The sequence below is a fragment of the Pedobacter sp. genome (assembly GCF_045627485.1).
In the GTDB taxonomy this organism is placed as follows: domain Bacteria; phylum Bacteroidota; class Bacteroidia; order Sphingobacteriales; family Sphingobacteriaceae; genus Pedobacter.
Genome location: NZ_JAZQNU010000139.1, coordinates 1 through 13,485 on the forward strand (window position 1 = coordinate 1; position 13,485 = coordinate 13,485).

17 protein-coding genes are annotated in these 13,485 nt (G+C 41.0%); 8 read left to right on the forward strand and 9 right to left on the reverse strand.

The genetic code is table 11. The features are described 5' to 3' along the window. From ACR2F3_RS10945 to ACR2F3_RS10955, 3 genes are all read right to left on the reverse strand, one after another. On the reverse strand, positions 1 to 257 hold a 257-nt coding region (locus ACR2F3_RS10945; protein ID WP_432710014.1), incomplete at its 3' end, for a TatD family hydrolase. A gap of 158 nt (positions 258 to 415) precedes the next feature. Further along, positions 416 to 1,411 carry an FKBP-type peptidyl-prolyl cis-trans isomerase gene (locus ACR2F3_RS10950; protein ID WP_432710015.1) on the reverse strand — a complete coding sequence of 332 codons (996 nt, stop codon included), beginning with the start codon at positions 1,409 to 1,411 and terminating at the stop codon, positions 416 to 418. A gap of 90 nt (positions 1,412 to 1,501) precedes the next feature. After that, positions 1,502 to 2,512: a DHH family phosphoesterase gene (locus ACR2F3_RS10955; RefSeq protein WP_432710016.1), complete on the reverse strand. Its 1,011-nt coding sequence runs from the start codon at positions 2,510 to 2,512 to the stop codon at positions 1,502 to 1,504. Between the two features lie 107 nt (positions 2,513 to 2,619). Here ACR2F3_RS10955 and ACR2F3_RS10960 point away from each other — a divergent pair, with 107 nt between their 5' ends. The 3 genes from ACR2F3_RS10960 (at position 2,620) to ACR2F3_RS10970 (ending at position 4,081) form a co-directional block, all read left to right on the forward strand. Beyond that, positions 2,620 to 3,039: a nucleoside-diphosphate kinase gene (locus ACR2F3_RS10960; protein ID WP_432710017.1), complete on the forward strand. Its 420-nt coding sequence runs from the start codon at positions 2,620 to 2,622 to the stop codon at positions 3,037 to 3,039. 83 nt (positions 3,040 to 3,122) lie between these two features. After that, complete coding sequence (locus ACR2F3_RS10965; protein WP_432710018.1) at positions 3,123 to 3,845, forward strand: FKBP-type peptidyl-prolyl cis-trans isomerase; 723 nt, start codon at positions 3,123 to 3,125, stop codon at positions 3,843 to 3,845. A 62-nt stretch (positions 3,846 to 3,907) separates the two neighbouring features. Beyond that, positions 3,908 to 4,081, forward strand: a complete 174-nt coding sequence (locus ACR2F3_RS10970; protein WP_432710019.1) for a hypothetical protein — start codon at positions 3,908 to 3,910, stop codon at positions 4,079 to 4,081. Between the two features lie 4 nt (positions 4,082 to 4,085). Here the strand turns inward: ACR2F3_RS10970 and ACR2F3_RS10975 are convergent, their stop codons facing one another. Together ACR2F3_RS10975 and recF are read right to left on the reverse strand one after the other, a co-directional pair. Beyond that, positions 4,086 to 4,376: a DUF721 domain-containing protein gene (locus ACR2F3_RS10975; RefSeq protein WP_196859687.1), complete on the reverse strand. Its 291-nt coding sequence runs from the start codon at positions 4,374 to 4,376 to the stop codon at positions 4,086 to 4,088. Further along, positions 4,369 to 5,472 (reverse strand): DNA replication/repair protein RecF, encoded by a 1,104-nt coding sequence (recF, locus tag ACR2F3_RS10980; protein WP_432710020.1) that lies wholly within the window; start codon positions 5,470 to 5,472, stop codon positions 4,369 to 4,371. The genes ACR2F3_RS10975 and recF overlap by 8 nt, the downstream gene beginning before the upstream one ends. A 129-nt stretch (positions 5,473 to 5,601) precedes the next feature. Between recF and ACR2F3_RS10985 the strand changes: the two genes are divergently transcribed. The 3 genes from ACR2F3_RS10985 (at position 5,602) to ytxJ (ending at position 7,271) form a co-directional block, all read left to right on the forward strand. Then, positions 5,602 to 6,270 (forward strand): tetratricopeptide repeat protein, encoded by a 669-nt coding sequence (locus tag ACR2F3_RS10985; protein ID WP_432710021.1) that lies wholly within the window; start codon positions 5,602 to 5,604, stop codon positions 6,268 to 6,270. Between the two features lie 144 nt (positions 6,271 to 6,414). Beyond that, positions 6,415 to 6,906, forward strand: a complete 492-nt coding sequence (gene ribH / locus ACR2F3_RS10990; RefSeq protein WP_432710022.1) for a 6,7-dimethyl-8-ribityllumazine synthase — start codon at positions 6,415 to 6,417, stop codon at positions 6,904 to 6,906. Positions 6,907 to 6,938: 32 nt separating this feature from the next. After that, a complete protein-coding gene (ytxJ, locus tag ACR2F3_RS10995; protein ID WP_432710029.1) occupies positions 6,939 to 7,271 on the forward strand; it encodes a bacillithiol system redox-active protein YtxJ in 333 nt (110 codons plus the stop codon). Here the strand turns inward: ytxJ and ACR2F3_RS11000 are convergent. After that, a complete protein-coding gene (locus tag ACR2F3_RS11000) occupies positions 7,261 to 7,665 on the reverse strand; it encodes an OsmC family protein (protein WP_432710023.1) in 405 nt (134 codons plus the stop codon). The genes ytxJ and ACR2F3_RS11000 overlap by 11 nt on opposite strands. A 92-nt stretch (positions 7,666 to 7,757) precedes the next feature. Between ACR2F3_RS11000 and lipA the strand changes: the two genes are divergently transcribed. Continuing rightward, positions 7,758 to 8,636, forward strand: a complete 879-nt coding sequence (lipA, locus tag ACR2F3_RS11005) for a lipoyl synthase (RefSeq protein WP_432710024.1) — start codon at positions 7,758 to 7,760, stop codon at positions 8,634 to 8,636. Here the strand turns inward: lipA and ACR2F3_RS11010 are convergent. Together ACR2F3_RS11010 and ACR2F3_RS11015 are read right to left on the reverse strand one after the other, a co-directional pair. Then, positions 8,633 to 9,313, reverse strand: coding sequence for an NAD(P)H-hydrate dehydratase (locus tag ACR2F3_RS11010; RefSeq protein ID WP_432710025.1), 681 nt, complete (start codon positions 9,311 to 9,313; stop codon positions 8,633 to 8,635). The two genes, lipA and ACR2F3_RS11010, sit on opposite strands and share 4 nt — an antisense overlap. Before the next feature lie 15 nt (positions 9,314 to 9,328). Then, positions 9,329 to 10,126: an NAD(P)H-hydrate epimerase gene (locus tag ACR2F3_RS11015; protein WP_432710026.1), complete on the reverse strand. Its 798-nt coding sequence runs from the start codon at positions 10,124 to 10,126 to the stop codon at positions 9,329 to 9,331. 96 nt (positions 10,127 to 10,222) lie between these two features. Here ACR2F3_RS11015 and ACR2F3_RS11020 point away from each other — a divergent pair, with 96 nt between their 5' ends. Beyond that, positions 10,223 to 11,200, forward strand: a complete 978-nt coding sequence (locus tag ACR2F3_RS11020) for an erythromycin esterase family protein (protein ID WP_432710027.1) — start codon at positions 10,223 to 10,225, stop codon at positions 11,198 to 11,200. A 51-nt stretch (positions 11,201 to 11,251) separates the two neighbouring features. Here ACR2F3_RS11020 and uvrA read toward each other — a convergent pair. Further along, positions 11,252 to 13,485 (reverse strand): excinuclease ABC subunit UvrA (gene uvrA, locus ACR2F3_RS11025; RefSeq protein WP_432710028.1); only part of this gene is annotated, 2,234 nt, incomplete at its 5' end.

Here is a 13,485-nt window from a genome sequence, read left to right on the forward strand (position 1 = left end):
ATATCCAGTGTCGTTTTATCCCAATACAGGTCAATGCCAATCTCGCCGATGGCTACGATCCTCCTGCCGGTTATCGATTGTTTAATCGTAGTCAACAACTCGGCATAATCCTCTTTCACATCACAGGGATGCAGGCCTGCCATCGCAAAGCAATGGTCCGGATAACGCTGTACCAACTCATCGATCATCGCAATCGACGCCACATCTACATTAGGTAAAAATAAACGTTGCACCTGCGCATCGAAACAACGCTGCATAAGTGCAGCTTGTTTTTGTTCATCCCTCTCGTAATATTGGTGGGTGTGGGTATCTGTTAATAACATAAAAACAAAGGTATTGAAAAAGAATTAATGGCATAAAAAAACCCTGTCCAAGGCGATGGACAGGGTTTTGTAATTGCTCGAAAGCGATTATCTTATTGTACCGGAGTAGCCGTTACTGTATTTGCACCAGATGCAGGCGTGCCTGTAGGTTTTTTGATGTCAGTTAATTCTACTTCAAAAACCAATGGTGTATAAGGATTGATACCGCCTTGTGGCATACCGTTTTCACCGTAAGCTAATTTAGAAGGAATGATAAAAGTAGCTTTACCACCTTTACCTAACATTTGTAAACCTTCGTCAAATCCTGGAATTGCTCTTCCTAAAGTAAATTCACGTGGGCCGTATTGCGCCGCCGGGTTAAACTTACCTGATTCTTTAGCGATTTTAATATCACTTGTATCAAAAATATTGTCTTTACCGTCGGTTTTTTTAGTGGTTAATTTACCAGTATAGTTTACCATAATCGTATCGCCAACCACTGGTTTTGGTCCAGTACCTGGTGTGGTGATCACATATTGTAAACCCGAAGCCGTAGTTTGAACTTTAAGTTTGTTATCAGCAATGTATTTTTTGATTTTACCTGCTTCGCTTGCTTTATGTTTATCAATTGCAGCCTGGTAATCTTTCATAAAGAAATCTTTTGCTTTTTCCTGGAAAGCTGAATCCGTTTCATTAGCACCTTTTTTCAATACTTTTTCCACTTTCACAGTAAAAACTAAGTATTTATCATTTTTAAGTTGCTCTGGCTTAGGCGTACCTGAGTATTTAGCCATTGTATCCAAGTTCAATTTGAACGTTGCACTATCACCTTCACCAAAAAGATACAATACATCATTCATATCGCCAGCATACATTTTCTTTCCTACCGGAAATACTTGTGGTTGCTCCATGTCATAGGTGTTAGCCATAATTGAATCTTTCTCATTTTTCTGAATAAAGTTCAATTTAATAATATCGCCTTCTTTAATTTTCTCCTTACCAGCTGAGTGGTGTATTTTGTACATCAACCCACCTGGGCCTTTTTCATAGTTGTTACAAGCAGCTAAACCAAGTGTAGCCGCAAAAAGAATTACTAAACTTTTTTTCATTGCGTTTTTTGTCGTTGTTAGTTTGTGAGTCAAGACCAATGGCCTTAAATGAGTTATTTATTTGTTTATCGTTGCAATTACTGCGCTTTATTAAAGCAGCAACTGTGTTTCATATTCCGGTAAAATGGATTTAAAATAAGCTACTGTTTCAGTTAATCCCTGATCCGAATATCCACCCGCAGCATTCCTGTGCCCGCCACCATTGAAATACTTCCTGCAAATTTCATTAGCTGGAAAATCACCCGTTGATCGAAGTGATATCTTAACCTTATCTTTTCTTTCAATAATAAAAGCTGCCAAACGAATACCATTCACCGATAATGCATAATTTACAATACCTTCGGTATCACCGGTTACAATTTTATAATGATCCAGTTCTTGCGCAGTTACAGTGATAATGGCCGTATTCAGGTCTTTTAAGATCTCCAGTTTGTTCGATAAACAATTGCCTAAGAAACGTAAACGATTTTCTGTGGCATTATCGTATACCAACTGGTGAATTCTCCAATGCTCTGCACCGGCGTCAATAAGGTCTGCTGCAATTCTATAAACCGTGGAAGTGGCTGATTGAAAGCGGAATGAACCAGAATCTGTCATGATACCTGTGTATAAACAGGTTGCAATATCCTTGGTTAAATAAGCGATATCATCCATCTCATTTACAATGAAATCGTACACCAATTGCGCCGCAGCACAGGCATTGATGTTCCAGTGACGGTAATCATCAAAGTCTTCCGGATCAAGGTGATGGTCGATCATCGCCTTATAACCTGGTGCCTCGCGAATCAGTTCGCCTAATTCATTGATTCTTGTTAAAGTATTGAAGTCCAGACAAAAAATAATTGCCGCTTCAGCTACATAGGTCGCCGACTTATCAGGCTCGTCTGTGTAAATGATTACATCCGAATTGTTTGGAAGCCAATGTAAAAAGTAAGGATAATCTGTCGGTGTAATAACCTTTACGTGGTGACCTTTTTGAATCAAATACGCGTATAGCCCTAAAGAGGAGCCCATAGCGTCGCCATCAGGTTTATGATGGGTAGTGATTACAATTTTTTGCGGCGTAGCCAGCAAAGACTTTAGTTGTGAAAGTGATAGCATATATTCCGCTACAAAGCTAACAATTTAATGATGAATTGATGGTGATAATATTTCAAGCTTTAATATTAAGCGTAATAAATGTAATTTTGCAAAAAAATTTAAATAAAATGGCTACAAATAGAACTTTTACGATGATTAAACCAGACGCCGTTGCGAATGGTCACATCGGTGCGATCATCAATGATATTACTGCTGCAGGTTTCAAAATCATTGCATTAAAATACACTAAACTAACTCCTGAAACTGCTGGTAAGTTTTATGAAATTCACAAAGAGCGTCCTTTTTACAATGATTTAGTAAGCTTTATGTCTTCAGGACCTATCGTTGCTGCCATCTTAGAAAAAGACAACGCTATTGAAGATTTCAGAAAATTAATTGGTGCTACCGACCCTTCTAAAGCTGAAGAAGGTACTATCCGCCAGAAATATGCGAAATCAATTGACGCTAACGCTGTTCATGGATCAGATTCTGACGAAAACGCGCAAATCGAAGGTGATTTCTTCTTTTCTGCCGAAGAACGTTTCTAGTTTCAAAATCCCTTTAAAAAAATAAGCACCCCTATAAGGTGCTTATTTTTTTGTAATATTATCGAACCACTACCATACCAAACATGAATAAAATAACATTAACCCTCGTGGTTTCTTTGTTTGCGGCTACTGCGATGGCACAAACAAAAAAAGCGCCTGTTAAAAAAGCGCCCGCTCCGGCTGCAGTGAAAGCGGTTCCGGAATTAAAAAACGGCCTTGATTCTGCCAGTTATGCCTTTGGCATAATGATGGGCACCAACCTTAAAGGTGCCGGCATTACCAGTTTAAATTATACGCTGTTAAATAAAGCGTTAACAGAAGCGTTCCAAAACGAAAAAGCAATACTAACTACTGATGAGGCACAAAAAGCCATCAGCGATCTTTTCCAGGAAAGCAGTAAAAAGCAACATGCAGCAAGCATTGCCGCAGGAAAAGCCTTTTTCGAAAAAAACAAACAGGTTGCAGGTGTAGTTACCACGCCAAGCGGCTTACAATACCAGGTTATTACCCCAGGTACAGGCGCAAAACCAGGTCCAACGGCTTCGGTGAAGGTCCATTATAAAGGTACTTTGCTAGACGGCACACAGTTTGACAGCTCCTACGACCGCGGTGAACCAACACCTTTATCGGTGAATAATGTGATTGCAGGTTGGACTGAAGGTTTGCAACTCATGCAAACCGGCGCTAAATATAAGTTCTTCGTTCCCTATACTTTAGCCTACGGAGAGCGTGCTGCTGGGCCACAGATTCCTGCTTACAGCAACCTGATTTTTGAGATTGAACTTATCTCGGTAGACGCTAAATAACCCCTCTAACAAACCATTTTCATCGTATGTTGTTATTTACTAAACAAACAAATATGATGAATATGAAAAGATATCTTCCACTCAGCCTCGTGGTTTTATTAATGACCACCTTAACAAGTTGTTCTGCTATTGAAGGAATTTTTAAAGCCGGCGTTTGGTCTGGTGTAATACTAGTAGTCATTGTCCTTGCCCTAATCATTTGGGTAATCAGCAAGATATTTGGTGGCAGAGGCTAGGTATTTATAAAAATATTAGATCTGTAATGACTTCAGAACCGGTACGTTCATTAATCTTTTGAATGATTCCGGTTCTTACCATTAAAAGCTCGTTTTTTATCACCGATGATTCTATACGTACAAAGAGTTTTTGGTTAGACACATAGATTTGTGTCGTACGGTTGGCAATGGCAACCCCCATAATTTCAGGCCATAAGGCCACTACAGAAGTCTGGTCAAATCTACCTTTCAGTTTATATACATTAAGCATTTTGCTGATACCCTCTTTCAGGGTAATGTCATTAGGTTTACGCATGATTTACCGCTCCATTATTTACTTCAAACAAAGTTACAGGAACTTTAATACTATCAAAAACATTTAACACTCTTTCTCTTCCGGTGTCAGTAATAAAGATCTGACCGAAGTCATGATGCGAAACCATTTCCATCAGCTTGCGAATGCGGCGGTCATCTAACTTATCAAAAATATCATCAAGCAACAACAAAGGCTTAAAACCTTTATACTTCTGCAGATATGCATATTGTGCCAACTTTAATGCAATCAGGAAAGACTTCTGCTGCCCTTGGGAACCGAATTTCTTAAGTGGCATATCGGCGATTGTAAAAATCAAATCGTCTTTATGAATCCCTGTGGTGGTCCTTTCTAATGCTTTATCCTTCTCTGACGACTGGCTCAATAACTTTTCGAAAGGCTGGTCATTCAATTGCGATGCATAGACCAAAGTTACCCTTTCGTTATCATCGGTCAGAAATGAATAATACTGATCAAACAAAGGGATAAATTCCTGCATAAATTCCTTACGTTTTTCAAACAGCCGGTTCCCTGAAGCGACAAGCTGTTCGTCAAAAATCTGCAGCAGTTCAGGATCATACTTACGGGTTACGGCAATTTGTTTCAACAAGGCATTTCGGTTAAGCAAGTGACGGTTATACACCATCAGCTCATCGAGGTAACGGGAGTCTGTTTGGGAGATCACGTTATCCATAAACCTGCGGCGCTCCTCGCTCCCATCCATAATAATATTCACATCATATGGGGAAATCATCACAACAGGAAATAAACCAATATGATCGGCCAGTTTATCGTATTCTTTTTTGTTGCGTTTAAACTGTTTCTTCTGGTTGCGTTTTACACCACAAGTTATTTTCTCATTTTTTTCCTGCCGTTCAAAATCACCCTGAATCAAAAAAATATCTTCACCGGTTTTAATCTGCTGGCTATCAATAGGATTAAAATAACTTTTACTCAAACAGAGGTAATGAATGGCATCGAGTAAATTAGTCTTTCCACTGCCGTTTGGACCTACAAAAGCATTAACAGTTTTCGAAAAACGAACATCGGCATCAGTGTAATTCTTGAAGTTTAAGAGGGTAATGTTTTTTAACCACATAGTTTATAGCATCAAAGTTACCGTTTACCGACGTTAAATCATTAAAGTTTAATTAAATAGTGCATTTAGGGGTTGATACTTCAATCGAAAAATGTATTTTTGCAATCCTTAATTTTTTTAAAAAATAAAATGTCCGCAACAGAAAAAGAAATAAACAACCCTGTGAAGAAAGGTTCTTTTATTGAAGAGAACTCAAAAAGCCTGTTATTTATTATAGGTGCAGTCGTGGTATTGATCGGTATTTATATCTGGTATCAAAATGTCTATTTAAAAGATCGGGCGCAGGAAGCCTCAGCAAAAATGTACAAAGCAGAGCAATACCTAGGTGTTGATTCTTTAGCGGCAAAAGCAATTAACGGCGATGGTGGCTACCCTGGTTTTGAACAAATTGCCAAAGAATATGCAAATACAAAATCTGCAAACCTGGCAAACCTTTATTTAGGGGGCATTTACTTACGTAAAGGGGAATATAAAAAAGCAGTTGAAGCCTTAGGGAATTACACAGAGACAGGAAGCCCTGTAGCTGATCCATTGGCTCTTGGTTTATTGGGCGATGCTTACAGTGAGTTGAAAGACTATAAACAAGCGGCTACTTATTACAAAAAGGCTGCTGATAAAGCCAGCAATAACTTCACTTCGCCAATGTTCTTAAAGAAATTAGGCCAGGTTCAGGAACAACTAAAAGACTATAAAGCTGCAGAAGAAGCATACACTAAAATTAAAACAGAATACCCTGCAAGCCAGGAAGCTGCGATGATTGATGAGTACATTGCCCGCGCTGCAACCTTGAGAAAATAAGTACTATCATTAGTACCACCGAAAGGGATTGTCATTGAAAAATGGTCAATCCCTTTTTTTTTGTGCATTAGCCTCCCGTACCTGCTTTCTCAGGAGTCCTGGACAAGCTTTTGTTTAACCACCGGCAATCCTTATCTTTACGGCATGGCTACACAACTAAAAAACCTATCCGACTTTTCTCATACTACTGTTCCTAATGCAAGCCCTTATCGTTTCGCTATAGCCGTAGCGGAATGGAATGCCGATGTTACCGGCGCTTTATACAACGGAGCGATTGAAACACTTAAAAATAACGGCGCATTAGCAGAAAACATTATTTCGGTAGCCGTACCTGGCAGCTTTGAGCTCAGCGGTGCAGCAGAAATTATTTTAAACAAACATCCGGAGCTCGACGCTGTTATCTGTCTGGGTTGCGTGATTCAGGGAGATACCAAACATTTTGACTTTATCTGTGATGCTGTTGCGCAGGGTATTACCAATGTAGGCATTAAACACAGCAAACCGGTAATCTTTGGAGTCCTTACCACAAACGACCAACAGCAAGCTTTAGATCGTGCAGGCGGTAAACATGGCAATAAAGGCGACGAAGCCGCTATCACTGCCATTAAAATGGCTGAGTTAGCAGCAACCCTATAACATTCAATACAAAGACTAAAGAAAGATTAATGATGCAGTGGACCTTCCTTACCGATATCGCACAAGTTGCGGAAATAAAAAACCAGCCTGGTTACAGCCTGATTTTTAAACACAGTACCCGTTGCTCTGTGAGCGGCATGGCAAAAAGACGTTTTGAGATGGATTGGGATGCCATCCCTGCAGATACAAAACTGTACTTTTTAGATTTAATCAGCTACCGGAACATTTCTGCACAGGTAGCTGAAACTTTTCAGGTACATCATGAATCGCCGCAGGTGTTGTTAATCAAAGACGGAGAATGCATTCTTGATGCTTCACATGGAGATATTTCTGCCGATGAAGTAGCTGAAGTGATTAATAATTAAACGTAACTGTTTTTACAATATCCGGGTGAAGGCTGTAGATCACCGGACAAGTGTGTGCAGAACGCTCAATGATTGTTTTTACTTTGTCCGTGTAATCATTTGCCGGAAATTGGAAATTCACTTTGATTTCTGAAACACGGCGGGGGTTTTCTGCCATCACCTTGGTAATTTCGGCAGTGGTACCATCAACGTTAAAGCCATGTTCCTGGGCCGCTATGCCAATAATTGTAAGCATGCAGTTTCCTAAAGATGTTGCCAGTAAGTCTGTAGGTGAAAAAGCCTGCCCCTGCCCTTTGTTATCTACGGGAGCATCGGTAATGATTTCATCTCCAGAACGTTCGTGAACAGATGTGGTTCTTAAACCACCGTTATAAGTTATTTTTGAAGTAGCCATATCCGCTTATTTTGACTACAAGATTACCATTATTTTTAATGGATAGCAACCAGGTGATTAAACAATTCAATCCTATTGCTTAACTTTGGAGCATGATCGAACTTCCGGTTGTTTCAGCAGAACAAAAACAACGCAAACCAAACTGGCTTAGGGTTAAGCTTCCGGTTGGTAAAGAATATGCGCAAGTACGCAGTTTAGTAGACACGCATAAACTTCATACCATTTGCGAAAGTGGTAACTGCCCGAACATGGGTGAATGCTGGGGCGCAGGCACAGCAACCTTCATGATTTTGGGTAATATCTGTACTCGCTCCTGCTCTTTCTGTGCAGTAGCTACAGGCAGACCTTTAGCAGTGGATGTAGATGAACCTAACCGCGTGGCCAACTCGGTAAAGTTAATGCAGGTGAAACATTGTGTAATTACTTCGGTAGACCGCGATGACCTTAAAGATGGAGGTTCCATTATCTGGGCAGAAACGTTACAGGCCATCCGACGCGAAAGTCCGCAAACCACCCTGGAAACCTTAATTCCTGATTTCAGGGGTATTTGGGATAACCTGTACCGCGTATTGGAAGAAAGACCTGAAGTGGTTTCACATAATATGGAAACTGTAAAAAGGTTGACTAAACAAGTAAGAATTCAAGCTAAATATGATAGAAGTCTGGAAGCGTTAAGACGCATTTCAGAATTTGGTGTGCGCACTAAAACCGGCATCATGCTTGGTTTAGGCGAAACCGAGGAAGATATTTACGAAGCGATGGATGATTTAGTAGCGAACGGCGTACATATCTTAACGCTGGGTCAATATTTACAGCCAACACGTAACCATCACCCTGTTGTAGACTGGATTCACCCTGACCAATTTGCTAAATACAAAGAAGTGGGTATGGCTAAAGGTTTCAGGTATGTAGAAAGCGGGCCACTGGTACGTTCTTCTTACCATGCAGAAAAGCATTTATTCGAATTCTAATCGCATATTAAATGACGGGTGATCAGGGGGATATTTTCCGCAACCTGTGAAGCCGTCACATTAAAATGGTCAGCTGCCAGGGCGTCACCTGCCTTGCCATGTAAATAACAGGAGAGGATAGCCGATTCTAATGCAGGCCTTCCCTGTGCCATAAAGGCCGTTAGTACCCCCGTTAACACGTCGCCCATTCCACCCTGTGCCATGCCAGGGTTTCCTGTTGGATTTATGTAGACCTGTTTCCCTCCATCTACAATAAAAGTATACCTGTTTTTTAATACAATCACGCACTGCAGCTTATCAGCCTGTATACGGGCGGTAAGCAAACGATCGTACCAGGTAAGGTGTTCGCCAAATAAACGATCAAATTCCTTAACATGCGGCGTTAGAATGGAGCCGGGTGCAAGTCTATGCTTCAAAGCCGGATAGCCCGCAAGAATGTTAAGGGCATCGGCATCTATTACCAGTGGGTGATGGAGATCCAGAAGGTCTTCGAGAAGCGTTTTTGATGTTGCAGTGTCTCCTAATCCGCTCCCTATACCAATAGCTTGGTATTTACCCAGGTTTCTTTCACTGATGTCAGCGCGGTCAAGATACATCACTTCGGGTAAAGAAGTATTTAGTGTATTTAATCCAGCTGCCGGTATAGACAGGGTGGTTAAACCAGCACCGGCATACAAACAGCCTTTGGCGTTCTATATCGCGGCCCCCATGGTATTGGTATCGCCAGCAATTAATAAAGCATGCCCATAGGTTCCTTTGTGACTGAAAGACTTTCTGGGTTTTAGCAGTGTTTTAATATCGTCTACCGTTATCAGCTGGAATTCTCCTTGTTGGCGTTCAATAAAAGCCTCATCCAGACCAATATCTACTACTTCAAACCTTTCGGTAGCTTTTGCTGATTCAGGGAAGAAGAAATTAGGTTTTGGCCGCTGGAAACTGATGGTCAGGTAGGCCTGGATGCCGTCATAAGTGAGTGGTGTGGCACCATCAGCAAAGAATCCGGTCGGAACATCTACCGAATAGGTTCTTTTACCCAATGCATTCATGAGCGCCACCAGGGAAAGAAATTTCCCGCTGAGTGGCTGGTTAAGCCCGGAGCCTAACATGGCGTCGATAACTACATCAGTTTGCAGATGCAGGGCTTGTTCCGCTTCCGTCAGGTGCTTAATCTCCACTCCTGTTTCCAGAAGGCGCTTATAATTTTCAGTAAAATCATTTGATTCCTTAGCCGAAAAATCAGCTATAAAAACCTGCAGGTTTGGGTATCCTCTGTAATACAACAAACGTGCAATGGCCAGCCCGTCGCCACCGTTATTGCCTTTACCACAGAATACTGAAATTCTGGTCTGACAGTTGGGCTCATAAGGGATGAAAGCACGAATAAAAGCCTCTGCAGCACGCTCCATCAAATCGACGGATGCAATCTTTTGTTCTGCGATGGTAAATTCATCAGCCATGCGCATTTGTTCTGAGCTAAGCAAGGTTTGCATATAGCTAATTTAACGAAATTTACCTTCGCGCATCATGTTTTCGTTATGGATTTCTTCCATTATCAACATCTATTAAAAAACCTTAACTCAAAGCTTATGAAAAATGCCTGTTCAAACCACGGCCGGAGGATACGTATGGCCTCGTTTATGTTCTTCGTATTATTTGCTTTCACTGCCTCCGGACAGGACTCGCTTAACTGGATCAATAAAAATGCCTACGAAATACATTCAAATCCGACTTTAGGAAATAACGACCTGTCTTTTTTACTCAAGGAATTAAACGGCAAAACCGTGGTCGGACTAGGTGAAGCTTCCCATGGAACACGGGAGTTTTATGTGCAAAAAGCACGCATAATAGCATATCTCATCAATCATTGCAATTTTAAGTTACTTGCCTTTGAAGTTCCGCAATCTTTAATAACGCCAATTAATATATATGTACAATCTAGGGAAGGAAATCTGAAGGAATTTATGGCGAAAATAGGCTTATATAATACGGAAGAAATATATAACCTATTTCAACTGATCAGCCAATACAACAAAGATAAGGCATTGGATGAAAAGGTGGTGATCACAGGTTTTGATCATAAAGATTACTGGCCTGACCCTTATAGCCGGGATAAATACATGACGGAAAATCTGGTCAAATCTTATGAAGTTAAAAAAAGCAAAACTATAGTTTGGACCCACAATGTGCATATTATGAAAGATACTACTTCTAACTCTCTCGCGATGGGTTCCTACTTAAACCAGCATTTTAAAAATGCCTTTTATTCAATTGGTTTTGACACCTTCAAAGGGACGGTAAATGTTCTAAATAATGGAGAATTTGAAGAACATCATTTTCAAGCAAAAGAAGGTACTTTGTCAACGTTGTTTGAACAAGTGAAGTACAAATCGTTTTTTCTACCCTTTCCTTTCGAGAGCCCCTTTAATGGAAAAACCATTCATATTACCAATATATATTCTAACTGGCAGGAATTTAAACCGTTACCAATAAAGCCAGGGGTAGATTTTGATGGAATTATTTTTATACGGGACACCTCAGCTTCTGTTAAGCTGAGCAAAGAATAGTCTGTTTTAATGAGATAGAGATGAATAGACCATTCAACATTCAGAAATGGGCTATAAGCCCATTTCTTTTTTCAGGAATTTACCTGTTAAACTGATTGGGTTCTGGATCAAACCTTCGGGCGTACCTTCAAATAAAATCCTGCCACCGCCAGCGCCACCTTCTTCACCAAGGTCAATCACCCAGTCGGCAACCTTAACCACATCCAGATTATGCTCAATCACTAATACGGTATTACCTTTTTCAACCAACTCATTCAACACCCCCAACAATACGTTGATGTCTTCGAAATGAAGGCCCGTAGTAGGTTCATCGAGGATGTAAAAAGTTTTGCCTGTATCTTTTTTGCTTAGCTCGGTAGCCAGTTTCACGCGTTGAGCCTCCCCACCTGATAGTGTCGTTGACGACTGGCCCAGAGTGATGTACCCCAGGCCCACCTCTTTCAAGGTTTTGATTTTACGGTAAATTAAAGGCATGTTTTCAAAGAAAACACAAGCATCTTCGATACTCATGTCGAGCACATCGCTAATGGATTTTCCACGGTAACGAACTTCCAATGTTTCCCTGTTATACCTTCTGCCGCCGCATTCTTCGCATGGCACCTGAACATCTGGCAGGAAGTTCATTTCGATAACCTTCATTCCTGCACCCTGACAGGTTTCACACCTTCCACCTTTAACATTAAAAGAGAAACGTCCAGGCTTATATCCGCGAATTTTCGCCTCCGGTAATTGCACAAACAAGTTACGGATATCAGAAAATACACCGGTATAAGTAGATGGATTAGAGCGTGGTGTACGGCCAATCGGTGCCTGGTCTATTTCTATGACCTTATCAATTTCCTTAATCCCATTGATTTTTTCGTATGGCAAAGGATGTTTCTTCGCCCTGAAAAAGTGATGGTTTAAAATAGGATATAACGTTTCGGTAATTAAACTCGATTTTCCACTGCCCGAGACCCCGGTAACGGCAATAAACTTACCCAATGGAAAATCTACAGAGACATCTTTTAAATTATGACCACTTGCTTTAATGATCGACAGTTTATGTCCGTTGCCTAAACGGCGTTTTTTAGGAATCTCAATTCCTTTTTTACCGTTAAGGTAGGCAGCTGTAAGGGTTTTTGATTTTAATATCTGCGCAGGTGTACCTTGAGCAACAATGTTACCCCCCTTTACACCTGCTGCAGGACCCACATCAATGACATGATCAGCCTCCAGAATCATTTCCTTATCATGTTCTACCACCAATACGGTATTACCGAGATCGCGCAGGTTTTTCAAGGCATTAATCAGGCGTTCGTTATCACGCTGGTGCAGGCCGATACTTGGCTCGTCGAGAATATACATGACATTCATCAGCTGTGAGCCGATTTGAGTAGCCAACCTGATACGTTGTGCTTCACCACCCGACAAAGTACGCGCCGTACGGTCAAGTGACAGGTAATTAAGCCCCACATCGCTTAAAAAGCCCAATCGGGCCCTGATTTCTTTTAATATCTCTCTGGCGATGGTATTCTGCCGCTCATTTAGTCTATCCTCTAAATTTTCAAACCAGGCTCTGATGCTCTTGATGTCCATTTCTGCCAATTCGAAGATGTTCTTTCCGTCGATCTTGAAATGCAGACTTTCTTTCTTTAAACGGGCACCATTACACACCGGACAAGTTTTCATTTTACGAAAGTTATCCATATCCTCAGTGGCACCTTCGCCTTTACGCTCCTGCTGCTCTTCGAGTAATTTAATAATCCCATCGAAAGTAACCTGGTAGTTTTGCACATTCCATTTGTTGTATTCTACAGCAACAGAAAGCAAATCGTGACTACCATTAAGCAGTAGATTAATAACATCATCGCCTAATCTTTCAATAGGTGTAGAAAGAGAAAATCCGTGTTTCTTAGCCAGGGCTTTCAATACCTGGAACATCCAGATGTCGCGGTATTCGCCTAATGGGGCAAGGCCTCCATTTAAGATGCTAAGTTTAGGGTTCGGCATTACCGACTCCTTATCAACAACGAAGATATAGCCGAGTCCGTCGCAAGCTTCACAAGCGCCATATGGCGAGTTGAAAGAAAAGCTATTGGGTTGCGGCTCATCATAAGAGATACCCGTTGTAGGGCACATAAGGAAACGGCTGAAATGAGATACGTTATTGTCCTTATCACTAATTTTAATGATTCCCTTACCTAACCGCATGGCAGTCTGTAAAGACTCCAGCAAACGCTTACGATCGTCTGGTTCAATGATAAGGCGGTCAACCACAATTTCAATATCGTGAATCTTGTAAC